The sequence below is a fragment of the Mycobacterium gordonae genome (genome assembly GCF_017086405.1).
Lineage (GTDB): Bacteria > Actinomycetota > Actinomycetes > Mycobacteriales > Mycobacteriaceae > Mycobacterium > Mycobacterium gordonae_D.
Genome location: NZ_CP070973.1, coordinates 2045147 through 2065901, shown reverse-complemented (window position 1 = coordinate 2065901; position 20755 = coordinate 2045147). Strand labels below are relative to the sequence as shown.

Sequence of the window (20755 nt, the reverse complement as noted above, 5' to 3'; positions counted from 1 at the left end):
TGACGTGGCCGAGTTAGCCGAGCGCATCGGCCTGCGCGCGGTGGCGGTGGTCGCAGAACTGCATCAGCCCGAAGACAAAGACCTCGAGCAGTTGACGGTCGAGGCCGCGTTGCCCAACGTGGCTGCGGTCCTGCGCGGCTTCGCTGCCGGCGAGTCGCCGTCGGAGGCGCAGGCCCCGGAGGTGACCCTCAACTGGGTGTCCACCTTGGCGCAGCGAGGCATCAGCGTCGCAGCGATCCCGCGCTGCTATGTGACCGGGTTGGGGTTGTGCGACGCGGCAATTCGTGAGGCGGTGCAGCGGCTGGATGCTCCCGAAAAGGTCAAGTGGCAGTTGGCAAATTCCGCGTCACGGTACCTGTACGGATTCTGCGAAAAGGTCTCCGGCGACCTCGTCGATTACTACCAACGGGAACGCGAGCTTTGGGTACAGAGCGCCGACTCCGTTCGTGCGGAACTTGTCCACGCGATCGTGGCGGGACGTCCAGTTGATCTGCATGCGACGAGCGCGGCGCTGGCATACAACCTCGAGCGACGACACGTCGCCCTGATGGTTTGGGCTGATCCCCGCTCGCAACACAAACCTGCGCTGCAGGCATTGAAAGGTGCTGCCGCCGCGGTCGCAAACAAACTTTTGGGCGTGGAGCTACTGGTTGTTCCGGCGGGCCCGTCTATGGTGTGGGCCTGGACGGGCGGCCCGAACGTGACCGATTCCCCGCCCGGTCCATTGTCGGTCGACTCCCCGCTCCTCGCCTCGGTCGGGGGAATCGGCGCCGGGCTGGACGGGTTTATCCAGTCGCACCGCCAAGCGCGCGACGGCCGCCGCGCGAGCGGCGTGTTTTCCTACACGGCCGGCACCGTCGCGCGCTACCACGACACGGTGCTGAGCGCGCTGTTGACCCAGGATCTGTCGGCCGCGGGGCAGTTCGTCAAAGCAGAGCTCGGCGAGCTCAGTTCGGACACTGAGCGCAGCCGTAGGCTTCGTGCGACCCTGGTCGCCTTCTTCGAGGAGGGGATGAGCTGGTCGAAGACCGCCGAACGGCTGGGCGTGCACCAGAACACCGTGATGTACCGCGTCGAACAGGCAAAAGACCTGCTCGGCCGTTCGCTGGGCGACCGCCGACTCGAACTTGAGGTGGCACTACGCCTTGCTGATGCCAGTGCCAACCTCAGTCCCGGCAGGCTGGCCAGCGCGGCCCAGTCCGACCCACAAACTTCATAGCGCCGCCCTGTGGCCGGCTTCCAGTGCCCGACGCGAGATTTGTAAGCGGCTTCCATGTTGAAGGGGTCCACGCCTGCCTACCTTTGGTTGTGTGAGTACTGCCACCTACGCCGTCCCAGACGTTTCCGGTTCCTGGCCTGCACGTGACGACCGGGTGCTCGATTTTCGGGCGATCCGTCCCCTTCGGGTTCCCGACGGCGAGGAATGGTCTCTCGTCGGCGAGCCCCTGCGCGATCAGGCATTGCGGGACCGGGTGGTCTCCGTGCTACACAAAGTCGCGACGCTACCGGGATTCGACAACGTTGACGCGCTCGACGACGACCGCAACTTCACGAGCATTCAGGCGGCCCTGAAATCGGCCTACGACCGCCTCGCCGAAGTCACCACCACCAACTCGACAATGATCGCACTGGTCGGCTCGCGCCTCGCGTTGCTCACCGAAATCGGCCATCTGCAGTTGGAGGTCGCCCACGCCCAAGGCAGGCAGAAGCACGACCGCTACGCTGCAACCCGCTCCGCGCTGTCGCGCTTGCATGGCGTGGACTCGATCGAGCAAATGCTCGAGCGTGCGCCGGCCGAGCTGTGTCGGTGCGGCTTTGACCGCGCCATCGTCTCGCGCGTCGAGGAGTCGACGTGGCGGGTAGAAAGCGTCCATGTCAAGGCCGACGCCGAGTGGGCCAGCGAAATCGCCCGGGTGGGACGCGCCAATCCGATGCACATCGACCACATGCTCATCGAGAGCGAAATCATGCGTCGCCGTGCTCCGGTGCTCGTCCGAGACGCGCAAAATGATCGCCGCACCAACGCCGCGATCGGGCAAGCGTCGCTGTCGCGGTCCTATGTCGCCGCGCCGATCATGCCCGACGGCCGGATCATCGGCTTGCTGCACGCTGACTGCTACGTCAGCCGCCGACATGTCGACGACGAGGACTTGGCGGTGCTGTGGATGTTCGCCGAGGCGTTCGGCTACGCATTCCAGCGCACCGCGCTCAGCGAGCGATTACGCGCGGCGCGCAGCGAGATTCAACGGATGGTGCGTGGCATCGCGACCGCAGCGGACGACCTGTGCACCGCCCGGACCGAGCTCGGCCACCCGCAGCCACAGGCTGATGGCGCCGCAACGCCACCCCCTATCGCCGCATCACTGGCAGCCAATTCCAGCATCGAGTCACTGCTGTCACGCCGTGAAATCGAAGTGGTAGCGCTCATGTCCCAAGGCAAGAGCAACGGTGCGATCGCAACGCATCTGGTGATCTCCGAGGGCACCGTCAAGACACACGTCAAGCACATTCTGCGAAAGTTGAAGGCGTCCAATCGAGCTGAAGCGGTGTTCCGGTACATGCGGATGACCGCCGTGCATGGATCCGTACCGCCAGTGCAGGGACGCCTATCGGCCGTCCCGCGGTAGCGAAACATTTTCTCGTCCGACGTTGGCCGGCGTCACCGGCACAACTCACACGCGGTCAAAGCCTGGCGTTGCGCCGATTTGGGTTGCCAGGTAACCCGTTCGAGAGATCGACGCCCGCCAGGCCAGACGGTGTACTGGGAATTTACCCCCAAGTGGCGATGAGGTAGTCATGGCATTCGTGATAGCAGCACCATGTGTGGCTGATTATTCATGCCTGGAGATCTGTCCGGTCGGGTGTATCCACCCCGCTCCCGACGATCCGGCGTTCGATCGGGCCGAACAGCTCTATATAGATCCCGCTTCATGTATCGATTGCGCAGCCTGTGTTGAGGCGTGCCCGGTCGACGCGGTGTTCAGCGCCGCGCAACTCCCCGACCGGTGGCGCCACTACGTGGATATCAATCGGGACTACTTCGGAGCTGATGCACGTGGCTAGCACAGAGAGGCTTCGAGTCGCCGTGGTGGGGGCGGGACCAGCGGGCGTATACGCCGCCAGGCATCTACTCGGCGTCGACGGCGGCACCTATGCCGCCGGGCGCACGGCGCCATTGACCGACCGCGCGGTCGAAGTCGACATGTTCGAACGGCTGCCGACTCCCCATGGACTGGTTCGAGCCGGTGTGGCTCCGGACCACCCGGAGAAGAAGTTGATGGGTCAGCTTTTCGATGCCATTGCTAGGCGTCCGGAATTCAGGTTTTTCGGCAATGTCGAGATTGGCCGGGACCTCACCGTCGAGGAGTTATCCGAGTGGTACGACGCGGTCGACTACGCGGTCGGCGCCGCAAGCGACTCCGCTCTCGGCATCCCTGGCGAGGACTTGCCGGGTAGCGTGGCGGCGCGTCAGTTCGTCGGCTGGTACAACGGCCATCCCGATCACGCCGACCTTGACGTCGACCTCGGTAGCGAGCGGGCGGTGATCATCGGCAACGGCAATGTCGCTCTCGACGTAGCGCGGGTGCTATGCCTGCGCCCAGAAGAGTTGCGGCACACAGACATAGCTCCGCACGCCCTAACGGCGCTGGAAAACAGTCGAATTCGAGAAGTCGTCGTCTTGGGCCGTCGGAGTCACCTTCATGCCGCATTCGCCAACGCCGAGCTGGAGGAACTCGGTCGACTCGACGACGTCGAGGTCGCCGTGGATGCAGGCGAATTGGCGCTCGCCGAGGGCACGCCCGGCCATGGGCCAGTCCGACGCAAACATGACCTCCTGGTCCAGTACGCGGCCAGCTGTCGTCCGAACGCACGTCGGCGGATAGCACTGCGCTTCTTTTGCACGCCGACAGAGGTCCTAGGCGCCGGCAAGGTCGAGGGCTTGCTTTGGACGCGGACGAAGGCCAAGCCCGCCGCCACGGGCGTCATCCCGACGGGCCTGCTGATCAGGTCCATCGGCTATCGGGGAAATCCTCTGCCAGGGTTGCCATTCGACGACACTCGCGGCGTCATCAAGCACTTCGATGGCCGCGTAGTAGGGCGCCCGGGGAGCTACGTCACGGGATGGATCAAACGCGGACCCACAGGCGTGATCGGGACCAATAAGAAGTGCGCCCGCGACACCGTGCGCGCACTCCTGGACGACGCCGATGCCGGTCGGCTGTCCACCGACCGCTCACTCGATCGTCCTGCGGTTGCTGCGCGGCTACGGCAGCGTAGACGAGACATCGTGGATCTGACCGGATGGAACGCAATCGATCTCAGCGAACGCCGGGCCGGCCGCGCCGAGGGGCGCCCGCGTCACAAGCTCGCGCGGGTGCCAGAGCTGGTCGCTGCCTCACAGAACAGCCACTCCGGCGGTCCTCACCGCCACGACGTCATCGTGGTCGGATCGGGACTGGGTGGTTTATCCAGCGCGGCATGTCTTGCGGCGTCGGGCAAGTCCGTTCTATTGCTCGAGCAGCATGAGATTCTCGGCGGATGCTCCCAGGTTTTTCGGCGTAAGGGCAAGTGGGAGTTCGATTGTGGCGTTCACTACGTCGGCGGGTGCGTGCCCGGTTCGGATGGCCTCATCCCGACGGTTCTTCGGGGCTTGGGAGTCGAGGACCGCATCGAGTGGTCTCGGTTGGATGACGACGGGATGGACACCGTCGTGCTGCCGGAGCACACCTTCCGGGTGCCGACCAACTGGGACGGATTCGCCCAGAACCTGGCCGAAACCTTTCCGGCGGACGCCGCCGGGCTCCGCAGCTGCGTCGCGGAACTGCGCGTCATCGGTGAGGGCGCCGACCGCATCAACGACGTCCCGCACTCGGTACGGGTCGTACTACCTCTGGCCCGGCGCCCGCGCGAGTTGGCCGTCATCGTGCGGGCACTGGAGCAGCCGATCGGCCGCCTGTTCGACCGCCACCGGCTCGGCCCGCATGCCCGCGCCGCTCTGCTGTCCTTGATCCATCTGCACAACACGCCGCCGTCACGGACGCCGGCGTTGCTGGTGGCGGTGCTCTTGCGGCACTACTTCAAGGCCGGCGCGTACTTCCCCACCCAGGGCGGTCAGGTGCTCGCCGCCAACCTCGTCGAGGTGATCCTCGGACATGGCGGAACGGTGCGCACGAAGGCACGAGTGCGCTCGATCGACGTCGAAGGGGGCCGGGTTGCCGGTGTCACCTTGACCGACGGCGAGACCATTCACGCCGACGTAGTGGTCAGCAACGCCGATGCCCATCGCACCTTCCAGGACCTCATCGCGCCTGAGCATCTGCGCCGCCGCACACTTGAACGAATACGGAACTTACGCCGCCCCCATTCGATTTTCTCCACGTACATCGCCGCCGATATCGACATCTCCGCAACGCGGCCGGCGACGAACTACATCGTCCATGACCGCTACGACGTCCAGACGACCTACGAGATGCTCGACTCGGGACGGTGGGATCCCCAGGGCTGGTTGGCGATCAGCTCGCCGACGCTGAAAACCGGTGGCCGTCGACACTTCGGAGCGGCCGGTCACAGCAGTATCGAAGCCTTTATGGCCGTCCCCGCGGAGTACGAGTTCTGGGGCGGTGGTGATCCCATGAAGGGCACCGACTACAAGTGGTCGCCCACCTACATCGAGCGCAAGGCGGAAATCGAGGAGACCGTCATGGAGCGGCTCCTGGAGACGTTGCCGGAGCTGAATGGTCATGTGGTGTGGCAGGAATCGGCCACGCCGTTGACCCATGAGCGCTTCACGCTGTCACGAATGCCGTACGGACCCGAGTGCGCCAAGGACCAAATCGGACCCGGGCGCCGTCTGTCGGCGCGCACCGAGATCGACGGTCTTTTTCTGGCCGGTGCATCGACGGTGTACCTCTATGGCATCGCGTTCACGCTGCGCGGTGGTGTCGGTACCGCGTCGCAGATTCTCGGACGCGACCTCCTCAAAGCCTTCTGGGCCGGCGAGGTCATCAGCGATCCCGCCGCGCTGCCGGCACACGGTCCCGACTGGGATCCGTTCGACGTCTGTCGTGGTCATGCGCTCAAGGGGAGCCGACTAGAGAATCAGCTGTCAGCATCGACGCTCACAGGGGCCTAGCGCGCCGCTTGTGGCACGGCGAGTTTTTCTGTAAAACATTCGCGCACAGCGGGTCTGGAAACAGCCGAAGCGGCGTTACGGGATGTGGCTACCCCGCTAATTGGTCGCGCCCGTAGGTTCGTCGGCGCTGACGTGCCAACTTTCGCTGACATGGTCGACGCTCGCCCAACGTGTCCTCATGGCGTTCTTTGGACCGAATTTCCGCCATAAGCACACGCTCGGCACGGTCTAGGTGTGAACCATCGACTTGAATCCGAACTCCTGCCCCGTGCAGCAGCCTGACCCCGACGAATTTCCGGGCGCGACAACTAAGACGCCTGCTCAGACGCGGGCAGCTACCGAACCGATCGCACCCAGCGGACGCGCTTTCGGGTCTCGAATAGCCATCATTCGCAACATCGTCCGCATCCGGCCGTCATAGCCAAACTAGCGGAGCTCGATGACGGCGTTCGACAACACCGGCGTGCCGCGGTCCTTGCAGAGCGCTTCGACGAACACCGCCTCGGGGTCCTGCCACATCCGGACGGTGATCGTTTCCCCGGGGAATACCACTCCGGCGAATCGGGCACGGTAGCGTCCCACACGGCCGACGTCTCCGTCCAGGGCCGAGTCGACCACCGCCTTCAGGACCATCCCGTAGCTGCACAGGCCGTGCAGAATGGGCTGATCGAAACCGCCTCTGCGGGCAAACTCTGGGTCGGCATGGATCGGGTTCATGTCACCGGAGAGGCGATAGAGCAGCGCCTGTTGCGGCAGGGTCCGACAGTCAACTGCCAAGTCCGGCTGCCGCACCGGTGGAGCCGGCGGCGGTGGTGCCGATCGCGCAGCGTCGCCCTGGCCGAAGCCTCCCTCACCCCGAATGAACGCGCTGAACCGGTTGGTGACCAGAGGCTTATCGTCCTCGGCGTCGCGGGTGACCGTCTCGAGCACCACCAGCGCCGCTTTGCCCTTATCCACGACCTCGCAGATCCTTGCCGACGTTCGAACGGCGCGATTGACGGGCAGAGGTCCGTACAGTTCCATGTCCTGCTCGCCGTGCAGAAGCCTGCTCAGGTCGACGTCCATGCCGGGCAGCTCCAGCATGTCGAACAACATCGGAGAGGCCGGAATCACCCCGAATGACGGCAGAACTTTGAGCTGGCCCTCATAGGTATAGGCAAGCTCTGCGGGATCCGTGGGCGGAACGCCGGCACCCAGGCCCAGGTGGTAGAGGATGACATCATTCGCGTTCCACGAGCCCTGCCGCTCCGCGAGTTCTGCGCCAAGGACCGAAGCCACATCGATGGGCATGTCATCAACCTTGAGACTGCTTGAAGACGTACGTGCCGGGAGCCGAGTCAAGCGGCGTGTACCGACTGTTGCCGAGTCGGGTTGGTGCTTTTACCTTTTCGCCCGCCCGCTCAGCGAGCCACGGCGCCCAGTCCTGCCACCAGGTGCCCTTGTGCACCTGTGCGGACCGCAGCCATTCCTCCGGCCGCGGGCACGACTCGTCGCCGATGCGGTAGGCCGATTTCGGATTCCCGGGAGGGTGGATGACCGCGGCGATGTGGCCGCTGGTCGACAGCGCGAAACGTGTCTTGCCGCCCAGCATTTCGATGCTGCGATAGCAACTCGGCCAGGGTGTGAGGTGGTCGGTTTCGCCCGCGGCTATATAGGCGTCGCAGGTGATCTGGGCCAGGTCGATCGGCGTGCCGAGGACCCTGAGGGCACCCGGGTTCGCTAACGGATTGGCGAGCGCGAGGTCCACCAGATCGGCGTGCAGCCCCGCCGGCATGTTCATCGAATCCAGGTTCCAGAACAGCAGGTCGAGCGCCGGCGGTTTGTTGCCGAGGTAGTAGTTGTTGACAAAGTTGTTCCAGACCATGTCGTTTGGTCGCAGCCACGCGAAAGTTCGCGCCAACTCTGTGCCGGCGAGGTAACCCTTGCGCTTGATCTTCGCTTTGGCGCCTTTGGCGATATCGGGCGAGGCGATGCTGAGGATCGGACCGCCGCGGCGGACGTCAAGCACTGTGACCATGAGGCTCAGACTCGCGACCCGATCGATGTGGCCCAGCGCGGCCATATGTGCGACGGCGGTAGTGGTGGCGATTCCGCCGGCACAGAAGGCCACCACGTGAACCGCGTCGGCTCCGGCGATCTCGCGTGTGGTCTCGATCGCCTCGACGATCGATTCGAGATAGTCCTCAAGGTTCCAGTTCGCGTTGTCGCGGGTCGGGTTCGCCCACGACAGCGCGAATGGCTGCAGCCCTTGGTCACCGAGAAACTCCACCATGCTCTTGCCGGGCGAAAGGTCGACGACGTAGAACTTGCTGATCATTGGCGGGATGAGCAATACCGGAACCTTATGCACCTGTTCCGCGCGCGGCTCGTACTGGATGAGTTCGAAGCGATCATCGCGGCGCACCACGGCACCGGGCGATGCAGCCATCGTCTTTCCGACCTCGAAGGGAGTGGGATCGACACTAGCCGGCAGCTTTATCGGCGAGCGGGCATCGCGCACTACGGCGCGTGCACCCGTGACGAAGTTCTCTCCCCCGCGATCGATCGTCGTCTTCCATACGGTGGGGTTGGTCAGCGGGAAATTCGTCGGGGCCAGCGCGTCGATCAGGTTGTCGACCACCAGGCGCAGGCGTTCGTGGTCGGCCCAGTCCAACCCTGACTCATCGGCCAGAGCGCGCGCGTAGTCGCTGACGCTCAGGTACCCCTGGCAGATCCGACGAAAAAGCCAGCTTTGCGTCCACGCGGGATCGCGGAATCGCGAATCCCCCTTTGGCGGAGTGCGTCCGGACCGACCGGCGATCACCCGGGCGAGGTCGGCTGCGACCGTCGCGGTCTGGCCCGCCAATAGACGGGGCCGCAGTGCAAGCCCACCGGCCGCCTTGAGAAATTCCGCGCCGGGCACGAACCGGCTCTCGGCGCTGGCGGCCTCGGTCAGCAGCTGGTCGAGGCCGACATTCTGCACCTGACCGGTGGGGTCGGTGATCTCCGGCCGCACGGCCCCGGATCGCGCCTGCGCCGACGGCGCGCCCTCGTTGTCGGACTTCGATGATCGCGTTCCCGCTCTAGACTTCGGCTCGGTGCCGTTCGTCCCCGAAACGTGAGTCGCCCTCGAAGCACGGGCCTTTTGCGTTGGTGCGTCCATAGCAACACGCTATGAATCCCGCGAAGTGTTGGGGACCTCCCATTTGCCGTAACTACCTCTCCCAAATGGGCTTTCGCGAAAGGAACTGGCCCCGAACCTGGGTACCGTTCATGTCGTGCCGTGAAACTGTGATTCGGCACTGTTCTTCGCATCGAAAGGAGTTCGCGTGCCTGTCGATCGCCTGTTGCCCACTGACGAGGCTCGCGAGCTGGTCCATCTCACGCGGGAAATCGCAGATAAGGCACTCGAGCCGATCGTCGACCACCACGAGCGGATGGAGACCTATCCAGAGGGGGCCTTCGCGACCCTCGGTGCCGCGGGGCTGCTGAGCCTGCCGTATCCCGAGGAATGGGGGGGCGGGAATCAGCCGTACGAGGTTTACCTGCAAGTGCTGGAAGAGATCGCCGCACGATGGGCGGCGGTCGCGGTGGCAGTGAGCGTCCACAGCCTGGCCTGCCATCCGTTGGTCGCATTCGGCACCGAAGCGCAGAAGCAAGCGTGGCTGCCGGAAATGCTGGGCGGCAATATGATCGGCGCATACAGCCTGTCCGAACCACAGGCGGGCTCCGACGCGGCCGCACTGCTGTGCAGTGCTGCTGCCGTGGACAATGGGTACCGTGTCAGCGGCGCCAAGGCGTGGATCACGCACGGTGGTATCGCCGACTTCTACACCCTGTTCGCGCGCACCGGCAAAGGCGCACAGGGCATTTCCTGCTTCCTGGTGTCCAAAGACACCGAGGGGCTCACCTTCGGCAGACCGGAGGAGAAGATGGGCCTGCACGCGGTGCCGACGACGACGGCGCACTACGACGACGTGTTCATCGCTCTCGAGCGGCGCATCGGCAACGAAGGACAGGGCCTACCAATCGCGTTCAGCGCACTGGACAGCGGCCGTCTGGGAATCGCGGCCATTGCAGTCGGATTGGCGCAGGCGGCGCTCGACGAGGCGGTCGCCTACAGCCAGCAGAGGACCACCTTCGGCCGGAAGATCATCGACCACCAGGGCCTGGGATTCCTGCTGGCGGACGCCGCCGCAGCCGTGGATTCCGCACGCGCCACGTACTTGGACGCCGCCAGACGACGCGATACGGGGCTGCCCTACTCCCGGCACGCGTCCGTCGCGAAGCTGGTCGCCACCGACGCGGCCATGAAAGTCACCACCGACGCTGTCCAGGTGTTCGGCGGCGTCGGTTACACCCGCGACTACCGCGTGGAACGTTACATGCGGGAGGCCAAGATCATGCAGATCTTCGAGGGCACCAATCAAATCCAGCGACTGGTGATCAGTCGCAGTCTCGCCAGCCACTAAGTGGCTTCCACCAGAGGAGCCGCGGGCGCGAACCGCACTGAAACGAAAGGAGATGCCCGAGTGGAGACCAAAGACGCGGTCGCCGTAGTCACCGGAGGCACGTCCGGCCTCGGTCTAGCCACCACGAGGCGACTCCTTGACGCAGGCGCGCACGTCGTCGCGCTCGATGTCAAGGGCGAAGAGGTGCTCGCCGAGCTCGGCGATCGTGTCCAGTTCGCCGCAGGCAGCGTCACCGACGAGGTGGCCGTGGCCGCGGCATTAGACGCCGCGGAATCGGTTGGCCCGCTGCGCATCGTGGTCAACTGTGCCGGGGTGGTCAACGCCGTCAAGACGCTGCGCCGGGACGGCGTTGCCCCACTCGATGAGTTCATCAAGGTGGTCCAGGTCAACCTGGTGGGCACGTTCAACGTGATTCGGCTGGCCGCCGAGCGTATAGCCCAGACCGAACTGCTCGGCGAGGAACGCGGCGTCATCGTCAACACCGCGTCGGTGGCCGCGTTCGACGGACAAATAGGGCAGGCCGCCTACTCTGCGTCGAAGGGCGGGGTGGTCAGTATGACGTTGCCGATTGCCAGAGACCTGGCGAGCATGGCCATCCGCGTTGTCACCATTGCACCCGGCCTGTTCAAGACGCCCATGCTGGCCTCGCTGCCCGAGCAAGCGCAAAAGTCGCTGGGCGCTCAGGTGCCGCATCCGAGCCGACTCGGCAACCCCGAAGAGTACGCGGCACTGGCCGTACACATCGTCGAGAACCCCATGCTCAACGGCGAAGTCATTCGCCTCGACGGCGCGATCCGGATGGCGCCTCGATGACCGTTTGGGAGAAGAGCCAAGGAGAACCGATGCCTGCGCCCGCTATCGCCCGATGGCTCGAGTTCATGGAGCAAGGAAAACCAGACGTCCTCGACGATCTGCTCGCCCCAGATGCTTTCTTCTACTCCCCAGCTGTATTCGCCCCGCAAGAGGGTAGGGCGAAGGTAGCCGGGTACTTGCGTGCCGCAGAGCTCATGTTCTGCGACGCCGCCTTTCGCTATGTCGCCCAATGGTTCGACGATCGCTGCGCAGTTCTGGAATTCACCGCGAATCTCGAAGGCGTGCATATCGAAGGCGTCGACATCATCCACTGGAACGACGAGGACAAGATCACCTCTTTCAAGGTGCTGGTGCGCCCGCTGAAGGCGATCGAAGTTGTCGTCCCCAAGATGGGCGAGCTGTTAGCGCAAGTCAACGGCGCTGATCCAGGACAACTCTCCGCGGGAGCGATCGGGTGAAACAGGCTGGCCTGCTGGCGCTTTCCGACAGTCGAGACCTCGGCGTCCGCTCCAACGCGAGCAGCCGATTCGCAACAATTGCCGATATGTTCAGCCAGCCCGGTGATCGCGGGGTCGCGCTGAGGCGCGAGTGACCGGCTAGCGAATCGAACGCCGTAGATTAGGAAGGAGTCAAGAATGCAAATCTCAGCCGCGGTGGTGCCCGCAGTGGGCGCGCCGTTCAGTCTCACCGAGGTCGACCTTCAAGACCCAGCACCTGATGAGGTGCTCATCGAGATCGCCGGAGCCGGTATCTGTCACACCGACATCGCGGTGCAGCACGGGCAATTGCCGTTTCCGCTGCCCGGCGTCCTGGGCCATGAGGGCAGTGGAACCGTGGTGCACGTCGGCACCGACGTGAAGTCGCTCGCGGTCGGTGATCAGGTCGCACTCAGCTTCAACAGCTGCGGCGCTTGCCCCACATGCGCGACAGGTGAACCCGCCTATTGTCACGACTTTCTTGGATACAACTTCGGCGGGGTGCGACCCGACGGATCATCCGGGTTAGCTTCTGCCGGAGCACCATTGGGAGCCAACTTTTTCGGCCAGTCGTCGCTGGCGACGCACGCGCTGGCTCACGAGCGAAACGTGGTGAAGCTACCTCCGGGTACCCCGGTCGAACTCGTGGGGCCGCTCGGCTGCGGAATACAGACCGGGGCCGGCGCGGTGATGAATTCGCTTGACGTCCAACCCGGATCGACGGTGGTAGTCGCCGGCGCCGGGGCGGTCGGCCTGTCCGCGGTGCTGGCCGCCGTGGTGCGCGAGGCCACGTCCATCATCGCAATCGATCTGCACGAGAGCAGGCGGAGGCTGGCCATCGATCTCGGCGCCACCCATGCTATCGACCCGAAAGCAGGGCCGCTGGCCGACCAGATCAAAGAGATCTCACCGGCGGGCGCCAATTACGCGATCGACACTACGGCGGTGCCGCCCGTCACCGAGCAGCTGCTTGCCTGCCTTGGCGTGCGGGGCAAGCTGGGGTTGCTCGGCGTGCCTGCCAGTCCGGAGGCCGTCTTTCCGGTCGGGCTGTTCCAGCCACCCCTACTCGGGCTCACTATCCGAGGCATCATCGAAGGCGACGCCGACCCGCAGACCTTCATTCCCTACCTGCTCGAACTGCATCGTCAGGGCAAGTTCCCGTTCGACAAGCTGATCACCACGATGCCGCTGGCCCAGATCAACGAGGCGGTGGAGGCACAGCACCGCGGCGAGATCCTCAAAGCCGTCCTGACGCCGTGATCAAGCTTCAACCTGCTCGTTAGGGGTGCGCAATGACCGAATACGAGATGATCGTGCTTGAGTCATCCGGGCCGATTGCCCGCATCACCTTGAATCGCCCCGATGCCGCCAACGCGATGAATGACACCCTGCTCCGCGAGCTTGCTGACGCAGCCAAGCGCTGCGATCGCGGTGCCAGCAAGGTTGTCGTCCTCACCGGTGCTGGGCGATTCTTCAGCGCCGGCGGAGACCTCAGAGCGATGGCATCGTCATCGAGTACACCCGGCGACTACGTCAAGGCGATGGCCGACGACCTGCACCGCGCGATCTCGACGTTCGCCCGGATGGACGCGGTACTGATCACCGCCGTCAACGGGATTGCGGCCGGAGCCGGTTGCAGTCTGGCGGTGACGGGCGACCTGGTGATTGCGGCAGAGTCGGCGTCCTTCACGATGGCTTACGCCACAGTCGGTTTGAGCCCCGACGGCGGCTCCTCGTTCTCTCTGCCCCGGCTCATCGGCGTCCGCCGTACGCAGGAACTGTTGTTGACCAACCGAGAACTGTCCGCCGCTGAGGCGTTGGCTTGGGGCCTGGTGACAGAAGTCGTCAAGAGTACGGAGGTGGCTGCCCGCGCGGATGCGCTCGCGGAGAAGGTCGCTTCTGGCGCAGGGCAATCCACGGCCGCGGTGAAGAAGCTGGTGTTGACGTCGTTCAAAACCGGCCTGGAGGAACAGATGGAGTTGGAAGGCCGACTCATCGCCGAGTGCGCCGATTCCCGCGACGGAAACGAGGGCATCAACGCGTTTCTCGAAAAGCGCCGACCGCAGTTCGCGCACTAAGCCGAACGACTGGACCAATCTCCACGCCAGGAAACCGGCGGCAGCTGCTGTGGGGTCGGGACCGAAATCTGGCCGATAGAGCGGCACTCGTGCCCACCCTTGCCCGCGTTCACCGCGTCAACGACGCCGAAACGGGCGGACCTGGGTGACCAACTCCGCAATCGGACGGCTCGAACGTGCAAAAACAGTGACGATTGCTCGCCGTTGACCCTGAACAGCACCGACGCGTAGGCGCTGCCGTCTTCGCGGCCGCGCACTCGAAGCCTCGCCATGCAGACCGATCCGCCTGACGTTGACGGGATGTTGCGTCGGCAGGCTGGATGTGACGTTTGATCCGCAATGATCGTGCGCATGGTCGCCGAGGCGCACCGCGTCATTATGGGCGAAGGCGCTCAGGATTGGGAGCCTGATGTGAACAGGTCAATGGCGTTCATGCGGCGGATCCCGACGCGAGTTTTCCCGCGCAGATCGTGAACTCTTGGTGGACACTCTGGTCAATGAAAGGGTGCCCGGCAACTACAGCCACCGGTTCGAAGTTCCGCGCGCAAAGTGATCAGTCACGTTGCAAGACAATGGATTTTCTCACGAAGGGATCAATGTGGACGTCCATCACCGCGACCGCGCGGGACGAACCCCTCTGCACTACGCCGCAGTCGACAAGCAACTCGACGATGTCAAGGCACTGATCGCTGCGGGCGCGGAGATCGACGCCCGCGAGGACACCGGTCAATACACTCCGCTGATGTTCGCCGCCCAGAAGGACGACAACATCGAAGTCGTGAAAGCACTGGTGGAGGCGGGAGCCAACGTAAACCTCACCGACGGTATAGGTGAAACCGCACTGCTTATCGCAACTACGTCACCGGGCTACAACGGCACCCGCGGCGCTGAAATCATCCGCTACCTTCTCGATCACGGAGCGGATCCGCACATCGCGAGCCAAAACGGAACTACGCCTATCACATTCGTCAAACGAGTTGAAGACAAGTTTGGACGCCGTGCCGCCTTCGGATCGCTGCTCGACGAACCCCAGGTATGAAACCCAAGGATTTGGTCAGCGCGCGTCACTAGGCTGTCGTAATCTCGCGCAGGAAAAAGGCGACTCCACCCGTCCCTGCCGTCGAGCTCGACACCGATGAGGACTGGCCTTTTCGATCGCCGCCACAGCGGATGTTGATGACTTTCTGCGGTTCGGTGAGCGGGATCTGGCCCATGCGGTGACCGCGGCGACAGTGCGGTCGACGCCGCCTAGATGTCGGCGGTCATGAGTGCGGATTCGTGGCCGAGGTGCCGGTAAACGGCCGGCATGGGGACGCCGGCCGATAGGACCCAGCTCGCGCAGGCGTGCCGCAGCGCGTGCGGTGTGGGGGCGGGTGCCGTTCTTAGGTTTGTCGGGCCGGTTGGATGCCGCCCTTGACCCGTTATTTCTTGGTGGAGCTAAGGGGACTCGAACCCCTGACCCCCACACTGCCAGTGTGGTGCGCTACCAGCTGCGCCATAGCCCCAAGATGTCGTGCTCATCGAAGCTACACCACCGGCCTCGGCCGTTCAAAGTCGCTGGTCAGCACCACGTGATATCACCGGCGATATCGACTTCGCCGAGGTGTCACCACTTCCCCGAAGGTGCAGGTGTGACGGATGGGACAAACCAGTCCTACCCGATCGCTGCATTGACCACCTTCCGCGCCACAGCCTGCACCTCCGCCAGATGCTCCGCGCCCAGAAACGACTCGGCGTAGATCTTGTAGACGTCCTCGGTGCCCGACGGCCGGGCGGCGAACCACGCGTTGGCCGTGGTCACCTTGAGCCCGCCGAGCGGCGACCCATTTCCGGGCGCAGTCGTCAGTTTCGCCACGATCGGCTCCCCCGCCAGCTCAGTCGCCGTCACCTCCGACGCCGACAACCGCCCCAGCCGGGCCTTCTGCTCGCGGTCGGCCGGCGCGTCCACCCGTGCATACACGGGCGATCCATAGTCAGAGGTCAATTGCGCATACCGTTGTGACGGCGTCAGACCGGTCACCGCCAGGATCTCCGAGGCCAGCAACGCCAGGATGATCCCGTCCTTGTCGGTGGTCCATACCGAGCCGTCGCGCCGCAGGAACGACGCCCCTGCCGATTCCTCTCCCCCGAACCCGATGGTCCCGCCGATCAACCCGTCGACGAACCACTTGAAGCCGACCGGCACCTCCACCAGCTGCCGGCCGATACCGGCTACCACGCGGTCGATGATCGACGAACTGACCGCCGTCTTGCCGACGCCAACCCCTGCCGGCCACGACGGCCGGTGGGTGTACAGGTAGTCGATGGCCACGGCCAGATAGTGGTTGGGATTAAGCAGCCCCCCGTCGGGCGTGACGATGCCGTGGCGGTCGGAGTCGGCGTCGTTGCCGGTGGCGATCTGGTACCGGTCCCGGTTGGCGATCAGCCCCGCCATCGCATCCGCCGAGCTGCAGTCCATCCGGATCTTGCCGTCGTGATCCAGCGTCATGAACCGCCACGTCGCGTCGACCAAGGGATTGACCACCGTCAGATCCAGGCCATGACGATCGGCTATAGCCGCCCAGTAGTCCACGCTGGCCCCGCCCAGCGGATCCGCACCGATGCGCACCCCCGCCGCGCGGATCGCGTCGATGTCGACCACGTTGACCAGGTCGTCGACGTAGGCACTCAGATAGTCATGTCGCTGCACCGCACTCAGCGCGCCCGCCAACGGCACCCGCCGCACCACAGACAGATCGCGCAGAATCTCGTTGGCGCGCTTGGCGATCACATCCGTCGCGACACTGTCGGCCGGGCCGCCGTTGGGCGGGTTGTACTTGAAGCCGCCGTCGGACGGGGGGTTGTGCGACGGAGTCACCACGATGCCGTCGGCCAGCCCGGCGCTGCGGCCCCGATTGTAGGTCAGGATGGCATGGCTGATCGCCGGCGTCGGCGTGTAGCGGTCCCTCGAATCAACAACGGCCACAACGCCGTTCCCGGCGAGCACCTCCAACGCCGACACCCAGGCCGGCTCTGACAACCCGTGTGTGTCACGACCGATGAACAGCGGCCCGGTGGTCCCCTGCGCCGCGCGGTACTCGACGATCGCCTGCGTGGTCGCCAGGATGTGCGCCTCGTTGAACGCACCGTTCAAAGCCGATCCCCGGTGACCCGAGGTGCCGAACACCACCTGCTGGGCAACGTCGTCGGGATCGGGCGCGATCGTGTAGTACGCCGTCACCAGGTGCGGCAGGTCGACGAGGTCTTCGGGCTGGGCCGGCTGACCGGCTCGCGGGTTGGCCATGGTCACCAATTCTGCCCGCAAGCCGCCACACGCTTTAGGCTGCGTAGGCGCACAGTTGGCAGACCGGAAGGAAACAGCCGTGGCACGGCCTGACTATCGCGAGTTGGCGGCCATCTTCGCCGGCGGTGCACTCGGCTCGGTAGCTCGCGCAGCCCTGGCCATGCTCGCCGTCCCCGATCCGGCCCGATGGCCCTGGCCCACGTTCGTGGTCAACATCGTCGGTGCATTCCTGGTCGGCTACTTCACCACCCGACTGCTGGAGCGACTGCCGTTGTCGAGCTATCGACGTCCGCTACTAGGAACCGGATTGTGTGGTGGCTTAACCACTTTCTCCACCATGCAGGTGGAAACCATCAAGATGATCGAGCACGGTTACTGGGTGCTGGCCGCCACGTACACCATCGTCAGCATCGCGGTGGGATTCGTGGCGGTATACCTGGCCACCGCTCTGGTACGTCGGGTACGCATCCGATGACAACGGTCCTGCTCTGGGTTGGAGTGATGTTCATCGGCGGAGTCGGTTCGGTGACGAGGTTCCTGGTGGATCGCACGGTGGCCCGTCGGGCGGGTCGGCCGTTCCCCTACGGCACGCTGACGGTCAACATCACCGGCGCCGCGCTGCTGGGGTTTCTCACCAGCCTGACCCTGCCCAAGGACGTGTCACTGCTGATCGGCACCGCTTTCGTCGGCGCCTACACCACGTTCTCCACGTGGATGCTGGAAACTCAACGCCTCGGCGAAGAACGCCGGATGCTGGCGGCATTCGCCAATGTCGCCGTCAGCGTCCTGCTCGGGCTGGGCGCGGTGCTGCTCGGACAACGGATCGCGGGGCTGATATGAGCGAGAAGAGCCTGAAGCTGACCGCCTACTTCGGCGAACGCCAGCGCGCCGTCGGCGCACCGCAACGATTCCTGGCCGACGAGATGCTGGACCTCTTCGGCGCCCGCGGCGTGGCCACCAGCGTGATGATGCGCGGAGTCACCAGCTTCGGGCCCACCGGCGGCCTGCACAGCGACGTCTCGCTGAGCCTGTCCGAGGACCCGCCGGTGACGATCGTCGCGGTCGACGTCGAATCCAAGATCCGCGGGCTCGTCGACGACGTCGCCGCCATGACCGGCCATGGGCTGGTGACGATGGAACGGGCGCGCCTGATCACCCGGGACAGCGGCACCGATGCGCTCAGCGAGATCGACAGCCGCACCGGAGACGCCGCCAAACTGACCGTCTACGTCGGTCGGCAGGTGCGCGCCGCCGGCAAGCCGGCGCACCTGGCCGTCTGCGACCTGCTGTACCGGCACGGATTCGCGGGCGCCACAGTCCTTCTCGGCGTAGACGGCACCGCGTTCGGCAAGCGCCAGCGGGCCAGGTTCTTCGGCCGCAATGTCAACGTGCCGCAGATGATCATCGGCATCGGGTTGCCCCCACAGGTGTCAGCGGCAGCTACCGAACTGGCCGCCTTGTTGCCGAACCCACTGCTGACCGTCGAACGCGTACGGCTGTGCAAACGCGACGGCGAGTTGTTCGCCCGCCCCCAGGAGCTACCGCCCATCGACAGCCAGGGGCGCACGCTGTGGCAGAAGCTGATGGTGCACACCGCCGACGTCGACGACGACGAGGCCCAGCCGATCCACCGCGCAATCGTGCAGCAACTGATGCGCTCGCGAACCGCGCGCGGCGCGACGGTACTGCGCGGCATCTGGGGCTTCCACGGCGACCATAAACCGCACGGCGACAAGCTGTTTCACCTCGTCCGTAAGGTGCCGCTGATGACCATCGTGGTCGACACCCCCGACGCGATCGCCCGCAGCTTCGCCGTCATCGACGAGTTGACGGCCCGCCACGGACTGGTCACAAGCGAGATGGTGCCAGCGGCCATGTCGCTGGACGGCGCACCACGCATGCCCGAGACACCGCTGGCCGAGTACGACTACTGAGCCTCACGGATTCGCGGTAGGTCATCGAGCGTGCGAGGCAGTACATACAGCGCACGGCGCTGATCCAGGCTGTCGTGCTCGCCCAGATAGGTGCAGCCGCCCTTCTCACAGAACTCGCGCAATGGTGCATTGCGATGTTCGGGATCGAACATGATCCGACGGCACCGCGGGTCGGCATTGAACACACTGGCCACGAAGTGCGGCAGCAGCAGCAGCACCACGCCCTGACTCAGGACTTTCAAATCGGCCATCGCCAGCCGAACCCCCAGATCCGACGGGTCACATTCGTATTGGGTCGAGACCAGATCTTTTGCGGCCCGATACAACTCGACATAGCCGTGATCCACCCCGTCGATGCTGCCGATGAACGGCCTGCAATAACTGCCGGCAAGTTGGGCGCGCAGACATTCACGCCACTGGGACGCCGGCCAGGGCTGGCCCCAGTTGCGCACCAACCGCGGATCGCGCATCCACTCGGCGATCAGCTCGGCGTCGGAATCGGGGTCGGCTAACCGGCAGGCATACGGTGACGGCACCTGCGGCGTCGGGGGCGGCGGCACCCGACGGATCTCGTCGGAAACATCAGCCAGCTCTCGCGGCAACAGCTCAGCATTCATAGCGCGGATTTCCATTCGTCTGCAAAAGCCGAAATCCAGCCGGGCACAGCGTCGACACTGTCCGGCGGCGCCTCCACCAGTACCAGCTCGTCGACGCCAAGCTCGGCCAGAGCACCGACATCATCAACCCTGGGTGCAGCCAAGGCTACCGCCAGCCGCAACCCCGCACGGTCACGCCCCGATTCGGCACACAACTTGTCGAGCCGGCCGATCCGGTCCCGCACCTCGTCGACGCCGTCGAGGTTGAAGCCGTACCAACCGTCACCCCAGGCAGCGACCCGCTTCAGCGCGGCGTCGCTGTTGCCGCCAACCACCACTGGGAGGTGCTGCCCGGCAACCGGTTTGGGATTTACCCGGATCGAATCGAAGGCGACGAACTGGCCGTCGAACGACGCGACGTCCTCGCGCCACAGCGTGCGCATCGCAGCGACGTATTCGGCGGTGCGCGCCGCACGCCGCTCGAAGGGCACGCCGAGCGCCTCGAACTCCTCCCGCGACCACCCGACGCCGACGCCCAGGGTCAGACGGCCACCGCTGAGCCGGTCCAGACTGGCCGCCTGCTTAGCCACGATCACCGGGTTGTGTTCGGGCAACAGCAGCACGCCGGTCGCCAGCCGGATCCGCGACGACGCGGCAGCGGCAAAGCTCAGCGTAATCACCGGGTCCAGCCAATCCGCCTCCGCCGGAACCGCAATGACACCGCTGTCGGCATACGGATAGCGCGACGCGGAATGGTCCACCATCACCACGTGTTCGCCCGCCCACAACGTGGCGAATCCGTAGGCATCCGCCGCGGCGGCGACGGCGTCGATCACCGCACGGTCAGCGCCGGACCCGATTCCCAGCGCATGCAATCCCAGCTGCATCCCACGATGGTCTCACGTGAGTGAGCGGCTCTCGAAGAGCTTGGACGAGACAGCCGCGCGACTTCCCGACCCCGCCCCGGCGGCCCGACGGCGAGCGTAGCGCC

At 65.0% G+C, this 20755-nt stretch carries 19 protein-coding genes and 1 tRNA gene; 13 read left to right on the top strand and 7 right to left on the bottom strand.

Translation table 11 applies throughout. The features are described from left to right. Window positions 1-91: 91 nt before the first annotated feature. The 4 genes from JX552_RS08960 (at window position 92) to JX552_RS08945 (ending at window position 6133) form a co-directional block, all read left to right on the top strand. Window positions 92-1219, top strand: a complete 1128-nt coding sequence (locus tag JX552_RS08960; protein WP_205877003.1) for a PucR family transcriptional regulator — start codon at window positions 92-94, stop codon at window positions 1217-1219. A 91-nt stretch (window positions 1220-1310) separates the two neighbouring features. Then, window positions 1311-2627, top strand: a complete 1317-nt coding sequence (locus JX552_RS08955; protein WP_205877002.1) for a LuxR C-terminal-related transcriptional regulator — start codon at window positions 1311-1313, stop codon at window positions 2625-2627. Between the two features lie 169 nt (window positions 2628-2796). Beyond that, window positions 2797-3063 carry a 4Fe-4S dicluster domain-containing protein gene (locus tag JX552_RS08950; RefSeq protein WP_205877001.1) on the top strand — a complete coding sequence of 89 codons (267 nt, stop codon included), beginning with the start codon at window positions 2797-2799 and terminating at the stop codon, window positions 3061-3063. Next, a complete protein-coding gene (locus tag JX552_RS08945) occupies window positions 3056-6133 on the top strand; it encodes an FAD-dependent oxidoreductase (RefSeq protein ID WP_241010974.1) in 3078 nt (1025 codons plus the stop codon). Before JX552_RS08950 ends, JX552_RS08945 begins: the two co-directional genes overlap by 8 nt. 426 nt (window positions 6134-6559) lie before the next feature. Here JX552_RS08945 and JX552_RS08940 read toward each other — a convergent pair whose 3' ends face one another. Together JX552_RS08940 and JX552_RS08935 are read right to left on the bottom strand one after the other, a co-directional pair. Continuing rightward, entirely contained in the window at window positions 6560-7423 is an 864-nt protein-coding gene (locus tag JX552_RS08940) for a MaoC/PaaZ C-terminal domain-containing protein (RefSeq protein WP_205876999.1), read from the bottom strand. Between the two features lie 4 nt (window positions 7424-7427). Then, window positions 7428-9128 carry a PHA/PHB synthase family protein gene (locus JX552_RS08935; protein WP_205876998.1) on the bottom strand — a complete coding sequence of 567 codons (1701 nt, stop codon included), beginning with the start codon at window positions 9126-9128 and terminating at the stop codon, window positions 7428-7430. A gap of 313 nt (window positions 9129-9441) precedes the next feature. Between JX552_RS08935 and JX552_RS08930 the strand changes: the two genes are divergently transcribed. The 6 genes from JX552_RS08930 to JX552_RS08905 all read left to right on the top strand — a co-directional run bounded on the left by JX552_RS08930 (window position 9442) and on the right by JX552_RS08905 (window position 14990). Beyond that, on the top strand, window positions 9442-10584 hold the full coding sequence (locus JX552_RS08930) for an acyl-CoA dehydrogenase family protein (protein WP_205876997.1): 1143 nt from the start codon (window positions 9442-9444) through the stop codon (window positions 10582-10584). 60 nt (window positions 10585-10644) lie between these two features. Beyond that, entirely contained in the window at window positions 10645-11397 is a 753-nt protein-coding gene (locus tag JX552_RS08925) for a 3-hydroxyacyl-CoA dehydrogenase (protein WP_205876996.1), read from the top strand. A 29-nt stretch (window positions 11398-11426) separates the two neighbouring features. Next, window positions 11427-11855, top strand: coding sequence for a nuclear transport factor 2 family protein (locus JX552_RS08920; RefSeq protein ID WP_205876995.1), 429 nt, complete (start codon window positions 11427-11429; stop codon window positions 11853-11855). A gap of 177 nt (window positions 11856-12032) precedes the next feature. After that, on the top strand, window positions 12033-13133 hold the full coding sequence (locus tag JX552_RS08915; RefSeq protein ID WP_205876994.1) for an NAD(P)-dependent alcohol dehydrogenase: 1101 nt from the start codon (window positions 12033-12035) through the stop codon (window positions 13131-13133). A gap of 32 nt (window positions 13134-13165) precedes the next feature. Further along, complete coding sequence (locus tag JX552_RS08910; protein ID WP_205876993.1) at window positions 13166-13951, top strand: enoyl-CoA hydratase/isomerase family protein; 786 nt, start codon at window positions 13166-13168, stop codon at window positions 13949-13951. A gap of 562 nt (window positions 13952-14513) precedes the next feature. Beyond that, entirely contained in the window at window positions 14514-14990 is a 477-nt protein-coding gene (locus JX552_RS08905) for an ankyrin repeat domain-containing protein (protein WP_241010973.1), read from the top strand. Between the two features lie 209 nt (window positions 14991-15199). Here the strand turns inward: JX552_RS08905 and JX552_RS08900 are convergent, their stop codons facing one another. The 3 genes from JX552_RS08900 to pgm form a co-directional block, all read right to left on the bottom strand. Further along, window positions 15200-15376, bottom strand: a complete 177-nt coding sequence (locus JX552_RS08900) for a tyrosine-type recombinase/integrase (RefSeq protein ID WP_205878330.1) — start codon at window positions 15374-15376, stop codon at window positions 15200-15202. Between the two features lie 4 nt (window positions 15377-15380). Beyond that, window positions 15381-15456 (bottom strand) — tRNA-Ala (locus JX552_RS08895). A 149-nt stretch (window positions 15457-15605) separates the two neighbouring features. Beyond that, window positions 15606-17234: a phosphoglucomutase (alpha-D-glucose-1,6-bisphosphate-dependent) gene (gene pgm, locus JX552_RS08890; protein WP_205876992.1), complete on the bottom strand. Its 1629-nt coding sequence runs from the start codon at window positions 17232-17234 to the stop codon at window positions 15606-15608. 79 nt (window positions 17235-17313) lie between these two features. Here pgm and crcB (JX552_RS08885) point away from each other — a divergent pair, with 79 nt between their 5' ends. From crcB (JX552_RS08885) to JX552_RS08875, 3 genes are read left to right on the top strand one after another with little or no spacing between them, the layout of a single operon-like run. Beyond that, window positions 17314-17709: a fluoride efflux transporter CrcB gene (gene crcB, locus JX552_RS08885; RefSeq protein ID WP_205876991.1), complete on the top strand. Its 396-nt coding sequence runs from the start codon at window positions 17314-17316 to the stop codon at window positions 17707-17709. Continuing rightward, on the top strand, window positions 17706-18074 hold the full coding sequence (gene crcB / locus JX552_RS08880) for a fluoride efflux transporter CrcB (protein WP_205876990.1): 369 nt from the start codon (window positions 17706-17708) through the stop codon (window positions 18072-18074). Before crcB (JX552_RS08885) ends, crcB (JX552_RS08880) begins: the two co-directional genes overlap by 4 nt. Continuing rightward, window positions 18071-19168, top strand: a complete 1098-nt coding sequence (locus JX552_RS08875; RefSeq protein WP_205876989.1) for a DUF190 domain-containing protein — start codon at window positions 18071-18073, stop codon at window positions 19166-19168. Before crcB (JX552_RS08880) ends, JX552_RS08875 begins: the two co-directional genes overlap by 4 nt. Here JX552_RS08875 and JX552_RS08870 read toward each other — a convergent pair. Both JX552_RS08870 and JX552_RS08865 read right to left on the bottom strand, forming a co-directional pair. After that, window positions 19162-19785: a GNAT family N-acetyltransferase gene (locus tag JX552_RS08870; protein WP_205876988.1), complete on the bottom strand. Its 624-nt coding sequence runs from the start codon at window positions 19783-19785 to the stop codon at window positions 19162-19164. The genes JX552_RS08875 and JX552_RS08870 overlap by 7 nt on opposite strands. After that, window positions 19782-20651, bottom strand: a complete 870-nt coding sequence (locus JX552_RS08865; protein ID WP_205876987.1) for an LLM class F420-dependent oxidoreductase — start codon at window positions 20649-20651, stop codon at window positions 19782-19784. Before JX552_RS08865 ends, JX552_RS08870 begins: the two co-directional genes overlap by 4 nt. Window positions 20652-20755: the final 104 nt, after the last annotated feature.

Coding starts and splice junctions, on each gene's coding strand:
- JX552_RS08870 (WP_205876988.1), bottom strand. CDS start 19,785: ATGAATGCTGAGCTGTTGCCGCGAGAGCTGGCTGATGTTTCCGACGAG.
- JX552_RS08865 (WP_205876987.1), bottom strand. CDS start 20,651: ATGCAGCTGGGATTGCATGCGCTGGGAATCGGGTCCGGCGCTGACCGT.
- crcB (WP_205876990.1), top strand. CDS start 17,706: ATGACAACGGTCCTGCTCTGGGTTGGAGTGATGTTCATCGGCGGAGTC.
- JX552_RS08940 (WP_205876999.1), bottom strand. CDS start 7,423: ATGCCCATCGATGTGGCTTCGGTCCTTGGCGCAGAACTCGCGGAGCGG.
- JX552_RS08915 (WP_205876994.1), top strand. CDS start 12,033: ATGCAAATCTCAGCCGCGGTGGTGCCCGCAGTGGGCGCGCCGTTCAGT.
- JX552_RS08950 (WP_205877001.1), top strand. CDS start 2,797: ATGGCATTCGTGATAGCAGCACCATGTGTGGCTGATTATTCATGCCTG.
- JX552_RS08920 (WP_205876995.1), top strand. CDS start 11,427: ATGCCTGCGCCCGCTATCGCCCGATGGCTCGAGTTCATGGAGCAAGGA.
- JX552_RS08910 (WP_205876993.1), top strand. CDS start 13,166: ATGACCGAATACGAGATGATCGTGCTTGAGTCATCCGGGCCGATTGCC.
- JX552_RS08875 (WP_205876989.1), top strand. CDS start 18,071: ATGAGCGAGAAGAGCCTGAAGCTGACCGCCTACTTCGGCGAACGCCAG.
- pgm (WP_205876992.1), bottom strand. CDS start 17,234: ATGGCCAACCCGCGAGCCGGTCAGCCGGCCCAGCCCGAAGACCTCGTC.